We start from the raw sequence: 15,108 nt of genomic DNA on the forward strand, positions 1-15,108 counted from the left end.
ACAGAAAATTGAACACTACCCAATTTGGGGTCACACCCTGCTCATGCGCATTGCTATTAACAGGTCATGCATTTAAACCGAGCAGCCGATTTACCCGCTTGAGGACTTTGACGGTCCTTTAGTAACCCAGGCAGTAAATAAGCCAGCACTGACAAACATAAACAAGCTGTAAATACTCGGTGCAATAGACATCACTTCGTTATCCAGCAAGCCTGTGGTCACCAGCAAAGCGAGTGTGCCATTTTGCAGACCAACTTCGAGCGTAATGGTGCGAGTCTGTGTCGCGCAGTGCAATAAAGTGTGCGCCACCACAAATCCGGCAAGCATAGAAATAAGGTTTAAGGTGATAACAGAGGGCCCTGCCAGTACCACGTAGCTCACCAATTTATCACCCAGTTTAAAACAGATGCTGATTATCACCAAAAGTAACACCGCGACCGAGAACCAGCTGATATAGGGACTGGCTGCTTTAGCAAAGGCGGGCCACTTGGCTTTGACAGCCATGCCAACCAGGACTGGCAAAACGCCCACCACGATCAGTTGTAGCCAGGCTTTTAGGATCGGAAACTCGATTAAGGTGTTGTTTTGTCCATAGTGTCCGATTGCCCATGCGGTTAAAAATGGCAAACTGAATGGTGTGATAAACCCTATTACGGCTGTTAAAGACACCGACAGGCCGACATCCCCTTTGGCCAGGTATGAATAAAGGTTGGAAGTAGTTCCGCCCGGGCACAAAGCAAGAATAAATAAACCAATTGCCAGTTCCCCCGTTAAACCCGTAACCGCAATGACTGCCATTGCAAGTAAGGGCAGCAGGATAAGCTGACATGCTGCGCCGATAAAAAAGCTTTTGGGTTGCAAATACACGCGCTGAAAGTCTGCTGGTTTCAGGCTGAGTCCTACGCCTGCCATAATAAATATCAGTGCGACAGGTAAGCCGATTTCAATTAATGCAGATGGCATGTTTTAGTCCTTGTTGTGCCCGATTCGATTAATCTTAGCAAGTGTAACAGCACATCGTTACATTCATTTTTTAATCCATGCTGTTGAGGTTTTTTGATGCGAGGCGATGAGGTGTAACTCGCTTTTTTAAAAGCGGTCGGTGCAGATAAATAAAAACGGCCTGCTAGTACGCTAACTGGCCGTTTTTATCCCGTCACTGGCTGGCAGCGGTTGTGTGTTCAACAGCGCCAGAGGTGTCGGGAAATGTCATATATTATTGAATTACTCAGACACTTCGATGTCAAAGCTGTAAACGGCTGCCCCTTTTAAGAGCGAAGTATCTATATATATATTTCCAGCCGCCGCTTTTTGAAACTCCTGTCTAAGCGCATCAAATCCGCCTGTGAAATTCAATGCGGTCACATCCAGGTTCAGCTCAAAGCCTTCAACTGTGTCGACATTAGTATTGATGGCAGTGCCGAATTCAAAGTCAGGGATCGCAGCCTGGGGTTTACTTACTACTTCCCATCTAACTTCGCCATTGATGACATCTTCCCAGCGCAGTGTGATAGCTACCAGGTTGATGCGATCATCAACACCAGAGAAATCATACTCAAACAGGTTACCATTGCTTTGCTGTGCCATGGACTGAGCAAATTGCGTAAAGGCGTTTTGTAAAGCCGTGTCATAAAGTAAAGGCGCTGTTTCTCTGGGCTGACCATTATTGTCAATGTCGTGAAAGGTTGCAGACTTAGTAAACATATCAAAACCCGGCAAGGATGCACGCTCGGTCACCGAGTTATATGCGTAGCTGGTCGTTGCAAGTTCAGGGAAAATATACTTGTGACGATAGTCAGGGCCAAATATTAACTGTGTGCTAATTTGCTCATTGTCGTCGAACGACGCCAGGGAGACGCGAGAGTTTACACTGTCAATTTTCGAGAAAGGCAAATCAGCGATATTCACTCTTACACCTGGGCTGGCAAATGCTTCATCTGTCAACTCAATTGGCGCTTCGCCTTCCAGATTAAACAGACCACCCCGCACATCACTATAATCTTCATTACTGATATGTAGGATTGTGTTTTTGCTCTCTGGATAAAGATAAGAGTTGTCTGGTCCCAGATCTTTTACAGATATATCGCTGCCAATTAGCCCACTGATATAATAATCAGGTTGACTGGCTGCAAGCGCACTGGGATCGACTTCTTTTCTCTGAGAATCACAGACTTGCTGTTGGTTGAACTCTATAGTGCCATAATCTGTGTTAGCAACATCCAGCAATGTAAAGAGCTGAGTTGTCATAGGTATGCTACTCGTATCTTTAGCGACTAACGTGACGTGATGTGTATTTTCTGGCAGGGCTTGCGCAAGTTTACCGTCTGATCCTGTTTTTACACTAGAGATGACCTTGCCACTGACATTATGAAAAATGACATCTGCGAGTACAGCAGCGCTCTCGTCAGAGCATGCATTGCCCAGAGTTGCTGCTATTGAGAAAACAGGGGTTGGTTTTTCTGGTTCAGGTTTAGTAGTAGTGGTGGTTGTGGATGCGGTTGTGCTTTGCTGTTCTTTACTTGCAACCGGTTTATCGTTTGATGAGCCACCACATGCGCTGAGTGCCAAAGAGGCACTGACAGCCAAAAAGAGTGCTTTAAACTTCATATATTTCTCCAATTTATAAATAGCTATATCCGTACATATTAAAGCCAACAACATTCTAACAGAGAATGATGTAACTGTCTTGTGTACAAAGAGGTTGATGTGTATTCAAAGTCGCTGGCTTGTTTTTAGATGTAAATGAAGGCGGAGCATGTGAAACAAAACAGATAAATTTTAGTGCTATAACAGCTCCATCTACAGTGTTGTTAGTATTCGTCGCAAGGTGCCGTGGTTACTCAGGTTATGCTCAGGCGCTGTTACACAGTTCACCGAGGACATTTATGTATTCGGTTAATGAAATAAGAGATCAGACCGAAGAGGGGCGCTATTCTATGCTTGTAAATGGTACGGCAATGCAATCTTCTTAGGCAGAAGTTGCATTGCCTGACGATTAATTGAAGTCAGTACAAGGACCTGTGATTACACAGATCTGACCAGGACCAGGGCTGGTCGCAATGGTATCTGTGTCGGTTGGTGGCGGGCAGTTGCGGTAGCTTGGGTAGCTGCTATTAGGTTCAATGTTGCCGCCTGCAACGTTAGGCGTTTGCACCAGGTTTAACTGCTGAGACTGAGATAGTGCTTTCAACTTGGTCTTTTTTACTTGTAATTTCATGAGTTATATCCTTAGTTATTCATGTTAAAAGTGACCTGCGACTTTCCTACTGCAGGTACATTCAATGTGGCACGATGCCCATTGTGTTGTCAAACTGTTTTTATTGTGTTTACTTTTTGTTTTTGAAGGGTGGGTAAAAGCCCGTCAAGCGGGCTGTTCTGCGTGATGAGCGTTTAGTTACAGACCCCAGTGATCACACAAGGGCTGCCAGATGCACATTCCGCGGTCATTGGAATACAATCCCGGTGCCACCAGGAAAACTCACCCCCTGCGACCAGAGGTGTCTGGGCTGAGGTCATCTTTTTTGCCTCTGAGAGTGATTTGAGGTGCGATTTTTTCATTGTCAGTGTCATTTTTTATCCTCTGTCATGTTCGGTATTGTTCCTTTACTGCAAACATCAAAGGCTCTTTTTTAATTTGTCGCATGATTGACCATGTTGTCAAACTGTTTCAATGAGAATGTTTACGTTATTTTGATGAGGCTTTTCTCAGAAGGCACAGAGCATCTCATTAAGACGCTGTGTATCGGAGATCCACATGTGGTCTGAGCTCGCTAAAAGCGCTACAATTCAGACTCAATATTTGCAGGCAGAGAACACCGCGTGACCGTTGACCGTCAACTAATCAGTACTTTACACACCGCATTTAACAGCATTACTCAGCAGTCCCTATATGCTGACAAAGTTATTCAGCATCATATACAGGACAATCCACACTGGCGTCGTGAAGATAAAGCCTATTTTGTCACCACACTGTATGATTTAGTGCGCTTCGTGCGCAAGCTGGCGTACCTTGGCAATGTGACTGAACAGGATTTCTGGCCCATCTGGCAGGCATATCAAGTACTCAACGATGGACATATCCCTGACTGGGAAGAGATGCGTGAGCTCACAAAATCGGATCTGCAAGCGCGCCTTGAGAGTGCCCCCAGGGCTGTCCAGCTCAGTTACCCCGACTGGCTTGATGCACTGGGAGAGTCGCAACTTGGGCAAAACTGGCCTGTTGTGGCCCAGGCGTTAAATCGTGCGCCGGGTTATTATCTCAGAGCCAATACCTTGAAAAGCTCAGCACAGTCGCTTGCCAGTAAATTGGCGAAGGAGCAGATAACCTGTGAACCCGTCTCCCCATCGTTGCCGGATGCCCTGGCGATTGAGGCTGTTGATAGATTGTTTAGATCCAGCGCGTTTCAGGCGGGGGAGTGCGAAATGCAAGACGCCGGCTCTCAGCAAATAGCGCCGTTACTTGACCTGGCACCCGGCATGAAAGTGGTTGACGCCTGCGCCGGTGCTGGCGGCAAAAGTTTACATATTGCCGCGTTGATGAACAACAAAGGTCGTCTGTTGTCGATGGATATTCATCAGCATAAACTGGACAACCTGAAAAAGCGTGCGAAGCGTGCCGGTTGCCACATGATTGAGACCCGGGTTATTAAAAATAATAAGACCATCAAACGCCTGAAAGACAAGTTTGACCGAGTCCTGCTTGATGTGCCATGTTCTGGGACTGGCGTATTGAGGCGTAACCCGGACAGTAAGTGGCATTTGAGCGAACAAAGTATTGATGAGCTTATTGCGCTGCAGGCAGACTTGTTACAACGCTACAGCCAAATGTGTCGCCCGGGTGGCAAGCTGGTCTACGCAACTTGCTCCGTGTTGCCGGTTGAAAACCAACAACAGGTTGCACAGTTTCTGGATGCAAACCCCGACTGGACATTACAGCAAGAGCTAAGCCTGTTGCCTGGTATAAACTCAGAATTCGACGGATTTTATGGTGCGGTGTTGCGCCGTAACGACTCACCACTAGATTAATATAGGATAAAAGATATGAACCCCATTATTGCCCTGCTTAAAGAGCACAATATTAGTGATGAAAAAATCAATGAGGTTTTTCAGGCACTGACCGAAAATCCGCTAATGGCGATGGCCGTAGTGCAGCAGCTAAACATTCCGGCTGACAAACTACAACAGCTGATGGCACTGGTAATGCAAAACCCGGCACTGATCAAAGAAGCGGTGCAGGAACTGGGTCTGGATTACGATAAAGTAGAGCAGGCAAAAGCGCAGCTTAAACAATAGGTAACCCTGCCTATCCGGATGGGCTCGGTGGTAAAGCCAGCCCATTCATTGTACCAGACATCTCATCAGACAAATTCACTTCCTTTGACTAAACTAAATGCTATTCGCTTGGTAGCACCCATTTATGATAAGGACACTGAATGCTTTCCAGCAAAACGCTCGAACATGATTCACCCATGGTCTTTGTGCTTTTTACGGCCATTGCCTGTTTGCTCTATTTTTTCCGACCCAGCATTATGCCGCCTGCGCAACAGGTGGATAGACCGGCTCAGGCCTTGTTTCCACCACATTTGCAGCAGTATCTCAGTAATCCAAGTGCCGAGCCAGTAGTGGGGATCGATGTGTCTCATTATCAGGGCACTGTTGACTGGCAGCAGGTTGCCAGAGCCGGGGTGCAATTTGTTTATATCAAAGCCACTGATGGCATTACTTATCGCGATCCTGCATTTTATTCTCATCTCAAGGGCGCGCAGACGGCGGGTTTACAGGTGGGGGCTTATCATTTCTTTGAACCAGATGACGACCCCGATAAACAGGTCGACAACTTTATAAAGACGGTGCAGGGCCTTGGGCTCACGCTCATGCCTATGGTGGATGTTGAGATCACCAGTAACCGCTCTGCGGAGCAGATAAGCAACGGGGTTGCAAAGTTCATCGCCGCAGTACAGCAGCGCACTGGATGTCAGACGCTCCTTTACAGTTATGGCGACTTTTGGCAAAAAAATTTATCGTCTCAATTTGCCAGTCACCCTTTTTGGTTAGCAGATTACGCCGAGAGCCCCAGTGTGCCAGCGCAGGCTAAGGCCTGGTGGTTATGGCAATACTCAGATTCAGCCCAACTTGCAGGGGTGCATACCCAAGTTGATGTTGATGTAGTAATAGCGGGTGAATCTGGGCTAAATGCAATGAAATGCGCAACGATGGGAGCAAAATCATGAACTTTGCAAAACAGCTCTGGGAGCATGAGCACACGGTAATGCGGGCATTGTTGTTGCTGATTGTAGTGACATTTTTAACCCTGGTGGTGATCCACTACCATGACTGGCAGCATCGTCCTGATGCGTTGTATTTGAGTAATCAGGCATATCTGCATCAGGTTGAGGTGCAGGCGCTGGACGATTTATTCTATCTTGCCGAGATCAATGGCTTGCTAAAAGTGGTTGAAAGCAGTCAGGTGGGCGTGTCTTTTATTGCCGAATTCAAAGTCGATGTTGGCAATATGATTGCAACGGTCACGCATTATTTGCAGCAGGGGATTAATCTTAATCTTGCGTCACTGGTTGCCGTGGAGATCCTGTCCTTGCTTAGTGAAGCTGCTCACGTCATCGTGATGCCGTTATTGGTGGTTACTTTGAGCGGTGCGACAATCTGGCTGTGTGCAGAGCTGTTTGGCCTGCCCGTGGTGCTGTGTGCGGTCTTAAAACGGGTGTGTGAAGGTCTGTTACTTGCCTTTGTGTTGCTGCACCTGATGCTGCCTTATGCCATTCATATTAGCGGCGCCATTAGTCATTCTGTCAGCGCCAGCTATAAAACCACGGGCCGCACAGCGTTATTGCAATATCATCAGGACGTCACGCACGGACAAAATAAGGCATCACTAAAAGACAAGGCCGAGTCGAGCATTCACGAACTGGAAAAAGTATCGCCCAGGCATGTCAGATATCAGCAAAACGCGTTGTCGCATTATCTGGTGAGTACACTGGCGGTCAATCTGTTTGACCTGATCTTAATGCCATTGCTGCTTATCTGGGGATTCTATCGTATTGTGAAGGGGCTGTACCTGCATGCACAGGAAACCTATCGGATGGTAAAAAATAGTGCTTCAGAAACGATAAAAGGGCCATAAAGGCCCTTTGGTGAAGTATCGTTCAAGTTAGTTTGGTTACTCTAACCCCTTAAAGCAACCAACCAATTGTTTTGCAACTGAGGCTTATCTCATTAAGTTTCTAAGCTAGCGAGAGGAAAAACCCTGCAATTGCTGCGCTCATTAGGTTAGCCATAGACCCTGCTAAAACCGCCCTGAGCCCTAAGCGTGCGATATCCTTTCTTCGACTTGGCGCCATACCGCCCAGTCCGCCTAGTAAGATGGCTATCGATGACAAGTTAGCAAATCCACATAACGCGAATGTGACAATCGCTTGTGTGTGCTCACTTAACGTGTCGCGATAATTCATAAAATCCAGGTAAGCAACAAATTCATTTACAACCAGTTTCTGGCCGATAAAGCTGCCTGCCTGAGTGGCTTCTGCCCAAGGTACGCCTAACATCCAGGCAACCGGAGCAAATACATAGCCTAAAATCTCTTGTAGTGTCAGTGTCGGATGGTCAAACAACCCACCGATACCGCCAAGTAACCCGTTTAATAGTGCAATCAGTGCCACAAAAGCCAGTAACATTGCACCTACGTTCAGTGCCAGATGCATACCGCTTGACGCGCCAGCTGCTGCCGCATCGATCACATTAACCGGTTTGTCGTCGCCGCTATCAACCTCGGCGAGGTTTTCTTTTGGCTTTTCAGTTTCCGGCACAATCATCTTGGCCATCAGGAAACCACCTGGTGCTGCCATAAAGCTGGCCGCAATCAGATATTTTAATTCAACCCCTATGGCAACATAGCCAGCCATTACTGAACCTGCCACCGTTGCCAGACCACCTACCATGACGGCAAAGAGTTCTGACTGGGTCATCTTAGGGATAAAAGGTTTTACTATTAAAGGTGCCTCAGTTTGTCCCACAAAAATGTTTGCCGTTGCCGACAAAGACTCAGGTCTGGACGTTTTCAGCAGCTTTTGTAGACCACCCCCTAAGATTTTGATGATCCACTCCATGATCCCAATGTGATATAACACACCGACCAGGGCTGAGAAAAATACGATCACCGGTAATACCTGGATCGCAAAAATAAACCCTATATTGTCTGCTCCCGCTAAAGGGCCAAACAAAAAACTGATCCCGTCATTGGCGTAGCCAATGACAGATGAAACCGCTTTCGACATAGCCGCAAGCGCGTTTTTACCGGCTTCTACAAAGAGTACAAAGCCGCCGATGAGTATTTGCATGATAAATGCGATACCCACGGTTCGATAATTAATGGCACTACGCTTGGTGGAAGCGGCGTAGGCGATGGCTAGTAGCATTAACATGCCGACTAAGCTCATTATTGTTGTCATGCCAGATTGTTCCCGTATTATTCTTGCAGTAAATATTTTATTTTACTTTTAATAATATCAATCGCAACGCGATTCATACCGCCACGGGTAACGACCAAGTCGGCATTGTGCTTTGAAGGCTCAATAAACTGGTAAAACATAGGTCTTACCGTTGCCTGATATTGCTCAACCACCGAAGAGATACTTCTACCGCGAGTTTCTATGTCTCGTTGCATTCTTCGCAGCAGACAGATATCAAGCGGCGTATCAATAAATACCTTGATATCAAATTCTTCGATTAATGCTGGATCGCTTAGCAGTAAGATCCCTTCAACGACTAAAATCTTTGCCGGGTTTACCGTGCGTGTCTCACTACTGCGTGTATGTTGAGCATAGTCGTAAGTCGGTACTTGTACAGACTTACCTTGACGCAGTTGCGCCAGGTGCTCTTTCATTAACGCATGTTCAAACGCATCCGGATGGTCATAGTTCGTTTGAGTTCTGTGTTCAAACGGCAAATGCGATTGATCTTTGTAATAAGCGTCTTCTTCTATAACGGCGATGGCACCCGACTCAAGTTCGTTTACTAATTCGTTATAAATAGTTTGACTAAAAAGAGATTTACCGGACGCAGATGCGCCGGCGATGGCTATAATTGTTCGTGTCACTAAAGTTCACACCCAGCAGCTGTTAATGTTGGAAGATCACAATAGCAAAAAAGACACGATTAATCTCTTTTGCCTCGCTTAAGGCGCAAATTTAATTGTTTTGGTTATAACAAAACAGGACTTATGTCCGCTGGTCCAATTAGTGACAGGATTTAATTAATATAGGTACAAATTGTTTTTTGTTATGCTTTTATGACAGCGGACTTATGTCCTGTACGTTAATTTTGGCTACAAATAAAGTAACACCCTCTGACGAGTAACCACGACAAAAAAACAAAATCGTTGTGCGTCAGAATAAACAAATGAGAGGTAAATTATGGCAAGAGCAATCATATTAATGGCAGACAGCTTGGGTATTGGCGCAGCGCCCGATGCTGAAAAGTTTGGAGATGCTGGTGCTAATACCTTCGCTCATTTGTTAGCAGCTTATAAGAAAGAAAAAGGCGAAGCCTTATCTTTACCTAATTTAAGTAAGTTAGGTTTGGTTGCCGCATGTGAAGCCGCAGGCAAAGAAACGTGTGAAGTTGCCGAGCGCATCGAGCCACAAGCAGCCTGGGGCTACGCAAAAGAGTTATCCAGCGGTAAAGATACACCGTCTGGGCACTGGGAAATGGCAGGCGTACCTGTGTTGTTTGATTGGGGTTACTTTCCCAATACACAGCCGTGTTTCCCACAAGAATTTATTGATGAGTTGTGTAAGCGTGCAGATATCCCCGGTATTTTAGGTAACTGTTATGCGTCGGGTACAACCATCTTAGAGCAACTGGGTGAAGAGCACGTCAAAACTGGCATGCCTATTTGCTACACCTCAGTTGACAGTGTGTTTCAAATAGCCGCACATGAGCAGTCATTCGGCCTTGACAAGCTTTATCAAGTATGTGAAATCGCACGGGCACTGCTTGATGAAATGAATATAGGACGAGTGATTGCGCGGCCATTTATAGGCACTTCGAGTGCCGACTTTATTCGTACTGGTAATCGTCGCGATTACTCAGTGTTGCCACCGTCGCCAACGGTATTAGACAAGCTGGCAAATGATGGTGGTGAGGTGATCAGTATCGGTAAGATCGCAGATATTTATGCGCATCAAGGTATTACGCAAAAGCACAAAGCGCCTGGACTGATGAATCTGCTGGAAAAAACCAGCGAAGTCATGGCAAGTGCACCGGACCACAGCTTGATTTTCACCAACCTGGTGGATTTCGATGAGAAGTTTGGTCACCGCCGCAACGCGGTTGGTTATGCAGAAGCACTGGCGCAGTTTGATGCTTATTTACCGAACATCATCGACCAATTAAAAGACGATGATCTGCTGCTTATTACGGCTGATCACGGCTGTGATCCGACCGCACCGGGCACAGATCATACCCGCGAATACGTGCCAGTATTGGCGTATCGTAACGGAATGAACAATACTCCGTTAGGTGAAAGAAACAGCTTCGCAGACATGGGTCAGACACTGGCTCAATGGTTTAACCTGTCTGCTTGTGATTATGGTGACGGCTTTGCAGCCCAACTCGCTAAGGCTTGATTTAAAGGAAACATGTTATGAGTACTCCGCATATTAATGCTAACCCAGGTGATTTTGCAGAAACGGTGCTAATGCCAGGGGACCCACTGCGTGCCAAGTACATTGCTGAAAACTTTTTGCAAGACGCACGTCAGGTAACGGACGTACGCAACATGTTTGGTTTTACCGGCACTTATAACGGTAAGCCAGTTAGTATTATGGGCTCAGGCATGGGTATTCCATCTATGTCTATTTATGCTCGCGAGCTGATTGTCAGCTTTGGTGTTAAAAACTTAATTCGCATCGGTACTTGTGGCGGTATTAATCAGGGAACAAAAATCCGTGATGTTATTTTCGCACAAGGTGCCAGCACCGACTCAAACGTTAACCGCGCTCGTGTACGTGGTTATGATTTTGCGGCGATTGCAGACTTTGGTTTGCTTGAAAACGGTGTTAACGCAGCACGTCGTCTGGGTATTGAAGCAAAAGTGGGTAACGTATACACCACAGATACCTTCTATCAGGCCGACAGCAGCTTTTACCCTGAACTAGACAAGCTGGGCGTACTGGCTGTCGATATGGAAACAGCAGGCTTGTACGGTGTTGCCGCAGAGTATGGCGCAAAAGCAATGGCATTATTCACAGTAAGTGACCACGTGATCACTGGTGAAGCAACGCCACCAGAAGAGCGTCAAAGTACGTTCAATGAAATGGTTAAAATTGCTCTAGAATCAATTTAAAGAATTTGGTCCTTTAAAAAGGGCCTCCCTGTTCCTTGGTAACGTAATCGCAGAGTTTTGGAGACACGCCTAAAACAACGCGAATCACACCCAAAAAGCCGCACCTAGTGCGGCTTTTTTTTGTCTGTCATTTGTTGCGCTCATATTGTTGCTATAAACTGGATATAATCCGCTGCGATTATGTTGTGTATGCGCCATGCTTCACGCATCTTGGTCGGTGGTTTGTTGCAGTCGGCGTTTCATGCGCTTGGTATTATGCGCAGCGCTTGGGCTTATTCACAGGCTTGGATCTGTGCAGATTGATGATGATTAGGTTCAGATATGATGGCTTTTCCAACGATGTTACTGACCTGGGCGTTGGCTGTATCAGCACCGACAAGCTGTACTTTGCCCATTGAATTACTTAAATCACAGGCAACTAACCAACCGAAGCAGGCAATTCAAACCTACTTAAACCACAAACATAGCCTGCAACAAGAGACCTGTACTGACACCGCACTGGCATATCGCTACATATTAATGGCTGCAACGCGCGAACAAGACTGGCCACTGGTTGAAGAGGTAGCTAAGGCGCTGCAGTCGGTGCATCTGGCCTCAGAGGTAGACGGCAAAGAGCTCAATATCATCAACAATATTGGTGTTGCCTATCGTAAAGCGGGCCAAACTGACGAGGCACTGGCTCATTATCGCTGTGCTTTAACTTACGCAAGAACACACGATGCCAGAGCGCTTATTAAGATTAATATTGCAATAGTACATCGCAATGCCGGACAGCCTGCGATTGGTTTTCGTCTGCTTGAAGGCATCGACGAGGGGTATCTGCCGAGCATTATCCTGGCCGGTTTGCACGTTGCTAAAGGCAACACGGCTTTGCAACTTAAACACTATGATGAGGCTCAGCAGGCTTATCAGCAAGCCCATAATCATTATCTGAAAATGCAGGATCGGCGTAATGCCCAGGCTGTGGTCGCCAATATGCTGGTTGTGGCGTTGGCAACGAACAATCTGGCCGCCTATGATCAACTGCGCCCGGATAGTACATCCGATCCACTGTTACTCACTGATCATGGCCTGCGCTTTATTCAATGGCTGGACACCTTCCGGTCATATAGTTCTGCTAATAATCTCAGTCAGGCACAGCAGCTGGCGCTGCAAGACACACAGGACATTGCAGCTGATTACCTGGAGTTTGTTGCGTTGTTATCGGCGCGTTTTGGTTTGAATCAGGCTGTAACCCAACGCGTCCCCGACAAAAGCCGGCAATTGCCCTTATCTGGTGCCCTGGCTAAACACTGGTGTACGTCAATGTAACGACATTGAAGTAACCGGGATGATATAAAAATTTGTTTTTACCTCACTTTATGCCAGATTTAAGAGGCTGGCATAACAAAATGATCGGGAGCAAGTATGGCGAACTGGGTGAATGGCAAAGTGGTCGAAAAGCTGTGGTGGACACCCAGCTTATTTAGTATCAAGGTGGCGGCTGACATAGACCCTTTTTGTGCCGGTCAGTTTACTAAGCTGGCTTTACCCGTTGAGGATAAAAAAATCTCACGGGCATACTCGTTCGTAAATGCCCCTCAGGATCCACTTCTCGAATTCTTTCTGATCGAAGTCCCTGATGGTCAATTATCTTCTCCACTGGCCTCGTTGGACATTGGCGATGATATTCTGGTGGCTGGAAAACCCAGCGGGTTCTTTACACTCGATGAAGTACCGGACGCCAGTGTGCTGTGGATGCTCAGCACCGGAACCGCGATAGGCCCTTTTTTATCTATGATTGGTGATGGCAAGCTCTGGAAGCGATTTGATAAAGTCGTGCTGGTTAACGGCGTGCGCCATGCCCAGGACTTGTGCTATCAGGACATGTTGCTCGACACGGAGAAAATATTTAAACAGTTTAAATATGTGCCTTTGGTTAGCCGCGAGCAGGCAGAGCATACCTTATCGGGTCGGGTCACAAACCTGCTTGAAAGCGGCGAGTTATGCCAACACTGTGGTTTCGATGAGCTGCCCGAAGACAGCCAGTTTATGTTGTGTGGTAATCCGCAAATGGTAAAAGACACCAGTGCGTTATTGCAGGCCATGGGTTTTTCACGGAATCGACGTGCAAAACCTGGCCACATTACGGTAGAGCAGTATTGGTGAGTTAATGGTAATGTATTGAGAGCTTGACACCTGAACAGCGTGGATGTTGCCTGAACCTGTATTCTGATCCGCGAATTTGTTATCTTGCAGGCCAAATTGTCCCATCAAAAGGTAATTTATGAAGTACCTATTTGTGCTGATTGTCCTGATTTATTCGGCCATCGGGCTTGCAAACCCGGCGCTCGATGAACAGGCCAGTGATTATCAGCTAGCAAAGACAGAGCAGGAGTTAGCGGCTGAGGCCGTCGTTGATAAGCTTATCATGGCGTACAACGCACAAAATATTCGCAAGTTCATAGAGTTATATGCAGAAGATGTTGAGTTTTATATGTATCCGCAAACGCTGATGTTTAAAGGCAAAGAAAAACTCATAGAGCGCTATGGGCTGATGTTTAAGAAAATGCACTGCCTTAAAGCAACGTCAATAAAGCGAGTAACGCACGGCTCAATCGTTATAGATCACGAAACCTCAGAGATTTGTAGTAAAGAGCCGGGAGTGGTTGATAAGCGCTCCGAGTTTGTTACCAGCTATCAAATTGAAGCGGGCAAAATTACAAAAGTGGTATATTTTCGCTAATCATCAAAGCGCACTGACTGAGTCGTTACAGTCAGATGCGCCATTTGGGGTCTGTTTGGGCTGGTGTTACTACCAGTGCTCAACCAGTTCCTTAAAGCTTGGATTGCTTTCCAGCACCTGAAATGATGGCTCGTTTGATAGTTCGTTTTTCAGGTTGGGTGAATAAGCCAGGGCCATTTTAATATCGGCAATGGCATCAGCTTGTTGTTCCAGCATGGCGTAAGCACAGGCGCGTTGCCAGTAGGCGTAGCCGTAGTCGCTGTCGATTTCCAGTGCCTGGTTACACAGGTTAATAGCCGGGCCGGTTTGCTCCAGTTCCAGCAGTGCATCTGCCTTATACACCAGTGCCTCTACATCATCTGGCTGACGCTTAAGAATTTCGTCATACATCTCAATCTTACCTTGCATGTCACTTTCCAGATTAGCCCGCATCCACAATGAATGGATCTCATTAGTGATGGTGATCTTGCGGTGGTTGTTGAGGATTTCTTCAGAGCGCTCTTTGAGCTTTTCCTCCAACGTGCCGAGCCTTTGTTCATACTCTGCCGTGATATCGCCCACCCGATCATTAACGGTTTCTTCTACCTTATTTTTGATATCGCGCAGTGAGTTCCAACCAGCCAAAACTAACAGTGAGGCGGTAGCAGTAATAATAAATAACACGTTGTTGATGGTGTCGGTGGTGTAGGTTAGTGCCCGGTCGGCCGCATCCAGCTGCTTGTGAGTGAGCTGCAAGGTGACATCTTCGCGTAATTTTTGCTGATCCTGCCGTAAAGATTTTAATTCATCCAGAACATAGCGTTCCATGAGCGGCCGATACATGGGCTCTTTGAGCTGTTGTAATGCTTGTTGTTGCTGCTGTTCAGTGAGCGTTGTTGTGGGTTGCGAGGCGTGTGCCGTAAGGGTACAGCACATCAGTAAAGAGACGAAAAGGAGGATATTTTTTAACATAGCAGTGATCTGTTTGAGAGTTTGGTCTAGCATGTTGCATGAGAGGCTCAGAAATTGCAAAGTCTGCGGGTGT

At 46.6% G+C, this 15,108-nt stretch carries 15 protein-coding genes; 9 read left to right on the plus strand and 6 right to left on the minus strand.

Going from position 1 to position 15,108, the window contains the following annotated elements; all coding sequences use genetic code 11:
• Positions 1 to 90: 90 nt before the first annotated feature.
• From TW77_RS08735 to TW77_RS08745, 3 genes are all read right to left on the minus strand, one after another.
• A complete protein-coding gene (locus TW77_RS08735) occupies positions 91 to 963 on the minus strand; it encodes a bile acid:sodium symporter family protein (RefSeq protein WP_046004597.1) in 873 nt (290 codons plus the stop codon).
• Positions 964 to 1,224: 261 nt separating this feature from the next.
• Positions 1,225 to 2,607 (minus strand): hypothetical protein, encoded by a 1,383-nt coding sequence (locus TW77_RS08740; RefSeq protein WP_046004598.1) that lies wholly within the window; start codon positions 2,605 to 2,607, stop codon positions 1,225 to 1,227.
• A 388-nt stretch (positions 2,608 to 2,995) separates the two neighbouring features.
• Positions 2,996 to 3,217: a hypothetical protein gene (locus TW77_RS08745; protein WP_046004599.1), complete on the minus strand. Its 222-nt coding sequence runs from the start codon at positions 3,215 to 3,217 to the stop codon at positions 2,996 to 2,998.
• 602 nt (positions 3,218 to 3,819) lie between these two features.
• Between TW77_RS08745 and TW77_RS08750 the strand changes: the two genes are divergently transcribed.
• The 4 genes from TW77_RS08750 (at position 3,820) to TW77_RS08765 (ending at position 7,138) form a co-directional block, all read left to right on the plus strand.
• Positions 3,820 to 5,025: an RsmB/NOP family class I SAM-dependent RNA methyltransferase gene (locus tag TW77_RS08750; RefSeq protein ID WP_046004600.1), complete on the plus strand. Its 1,206-nt coding sequence runs from the start codon at positions 3,820 to 3,822 to the stop codon at positions 5,023 to 5,025.
• Between the two features lie 15 nt (positions 5,026 to 5,040).
• Positions 5,041 to 5,292, plus strand: coding sequence for a DUF2999 family protein (locus tag TW77_RS08755; protein WP_046004601.1), 252 nt, complete (start codon positions 5,041 to 5,043; stop codon positions 5,290 to 5,292).
• A gap of 140 nt (positions 5,293 to 5,432) precedes the next feature.
• On the plus strand, positions 5,433 to 6,230 hold the full coding sequence (locus tag TW77_RS08760; RefSeq protein WP_052713115.1) for a glycoside hydrolase family 25 protein: 798 nt from the start codon (positions 5,433 to 5,435) through the stop codon (positions 6,228 to 6,230).
• Positions 6,227 to 7,138 (plus strand): hypothetical protein, encoded by a 912-nt coding sequence (locus TW77_RS08765; protein WP_046004602.1) that lies wholly within the window; start codon positions 6,227 to 6,229, stop codon positions 7,136 to 7,138. Before TW77_RS08760 ends, TW77_RS08765 begins: the two co-directional genes overlap by 4 nt.
• Positions 7,139 to 7,238: 100 nt before the next feature.
• Here TW77_RS08765 and TW77_RS08770 read toward each other — a convergent pair whose 3' ends face one another.
• Together TW77_RS08770 and udk are read right to left on the minus strand one after the other, a co-directional pair.
• Positions 7,239 to 8,462, minus strand: coding sequence for a NupC/NupG family nucleoside CNT transporter (locus tag TW77_RS08770; RefSeq protein WP_046004603.1), 1,224 nt, complete (start codon positions 8,460 to 8,462; stop codon positions 7,239 to 7,241).
• Positions 8,463 to 8,479: 17 nt separating this feature from the next.
• Positions 8,480 to 9,109 (minus strand): uridine kinase, encoded by a 630-nt coding sequence (udk, locus tag TW77_RS08775; RefSeq protein ID WP_046004604.1) that lies wholly within the window; start codon positions 9,107 to 9,109, stop codon positions 8,480 to 8,482.
• A 316-nt stretch (positions 9,110 to 9,425) separates the two neighbouring features.
• Here udk and TW77_RS08780 point away from each other — a divergent pair, with 316 nt between their 5' ends.
• The 5 genes from TW77_RS08780 to TW77_RS08800 all read left to right on the plus strand — a co-directional run bounded on the left by TW77_RS08780 (position 9,426) and on the right by TW77_RS08800 (position 14,084).
• Complete coding sequence (locus tag TW77_RS08780) at positions 9,426 to 10,640, plus strand: phosphopentomutase (protein WP_046004605.1); 1,215 nt, start codon at positions 9,426 to 9,428, stop codon at positions 10,638 to 10,640.
• 17 nt (positions 10,641 to 10,657) lie between these two features.
• A complete protein-coding gene (gene deoD / locus TW77_RS08785) occupies positions 10,658 to 11,359 on the plus strand; it encodes a purine-nucleoside phosphorylase (protein WP_046004606.1) in 702 nt (233 codons plus the stop codon).
• Positions 11,360 to 11,680: 321 nt separating this feature from the next.
• Positions 11,681 to 12,670: a tetratricopeptide repeat protein gene (locus tag TW77_RS08790; RefSeq protein WP_046004607.1), complete on the plus strand. Its 990-nt coding sequence runs from the start codon at positions 11,681 to 11,683 to the stop codon at positions 12,668 to 12,670.
• Positions 12,671 to 12,766: 96 nt separating this feature from the next.
• Positions 12,767 to 13,507, plus strand: a complete 741-nt coding sequence (locus TW77_RS08795) for a ferredoxin--NADP reductase (protein ID WP_046004608.1) — start codon at positions 12,767 to 12,769, stop codon at positions 13,505 to 13,507.
• 118 nt (positions 13,508 to 13,625) lie between these two features.
• The gene (locus tag TW77_RS08800; protein ID WP_046004609.1) at positions 13,626 to 14,084 is read left to right on the plus strand and encodes a nuclear transport factor 2 family protein; all 459 of its coding nucleotides are present in this window, start codon (positions 13,626 to 13,628) and stop codon (positions 14,082 to 14,084) included.
• A gap of 69 nt (positions 14,085 to 14,153) precedes the next feature.
• Here TW77_RS08800 and TW77_RS08805 read toward each other — a convergent pair whose 3' ends face one another.
• Positions 14,154 to 14,999, minus strand: a complete 846-nt coding sequence (locus TW77_RS08805; protein WP_046004627.1) for a tetratricopeptide repeat protein — start codon at positions 14,997 to 14,999, stop codon at positions 14,154 to 14,156.
• Positions 15,000 to 15,108: the final 109 nt, after the last annotated feature.

Origin of the sequence: Pseudoalteromonas rubra, assembly GCF_000967655.1 — a bacterium.
GTDB lineage: Bacteria > Pseudomonadota > Gammaproteobacteria > Enterobacterales > Alteromonadaceae > Pseudoalteromonas > Pseudoalteromonas rubra_A.

Excerpts from the sequence above, each read along its gene's own strand:
- TW77_RS08765 (WP_046004602.1), top strand. The coding sequence starts at position 6,227 with ATGAACTTTGCAAAACAGCTCTGGGAGCATGAGCACACGGTAATGCGG.
- TW77_RS08740 (WP_046004598.1), bottom strand. The coding sequence starts at position 2,607 with ATGAAGTTTAAAGCACTCTTTTTGGCTGTCAGTGCCTCTTTGGCACTC.
- TW77_RS08795 (WP_046004608.1), top strand. The coding sequence starts at position 12,767 with ATGGCGAACTGGGTGAATGGCAAAGTGGTCGAAAAGCTGTGGTGGACA.
- TW77_RS08790 (WP_046004607.1), top strand. The coding sequence starts at position 11,681 with ATGATGGCTTTTCCAACGATGTTACTGACCTGGGCGTTGGCTGTATCA.
- TW77_RS08760 (WP_052713115.1), top strand. The coding sequence starts at position 5,433 with ATGCTTTCCAGCAAAACGCTCGAACATGATTCACCCATGGTCTTTGTG.
- TW77_RS08770 (WP_046004603.1), bottom strand. The coding sequence starts at position 8,462 with ATGACAACAATAATGAGCTTAGTCGGCATGTTAATGCTACTAGCCATC.
- TW77_RS08735 (WP_046004597.1), bottom strand. The coding sequence starts at position 963 with ATGCCATCTGCATTAATTGAAATCGGCTTACCTGTCGCACTGATATTT.
- TW77_RS08745 (WP_046004599.1), bottom strand. The coding sequence starts at position 3,217 with ATGAAATTACAAGTAAAAAAGACCAAGTTGAAAGCACTATCTCAGTCT.
- TW77_RS08755 (WP_046004601.1), top strand. The coding sequence starts at position 5,041 with ATGAACCCCATTATTGCCCTGCTTAAAGAGCACAATATTAGTGATGAA.
- TW77_RS08800 (WP_046004609.1), top strand. The coding sequence starts at position 13,626 with ATGAAGTACCTATTTGTGCTGATTGTCCTGATTTATTCGGCCATCGGG.
- deoD (WP_046004606.1), top strand. The coding sequence starts at position 10,658 with ATGAGTACTCCGCATATTAATGCTAACCCAGGTGATTTTGCAGAAACG.
- TW77_RS08805 (WP_046004627.1), bottom strand. The coding sequence starts at position 14,999 with ATGTGCTGTACCCTTACGGCACACGCCTCGCAACCCACAACAACGCTC.
- TW77_RS08780 (WP_046004605.1), top strand. The coding sequence starts at position 9,426 with ATGGCAAGAGCAATCATATTAATGGCAGACAGCTTGGGTATTGGCGCA.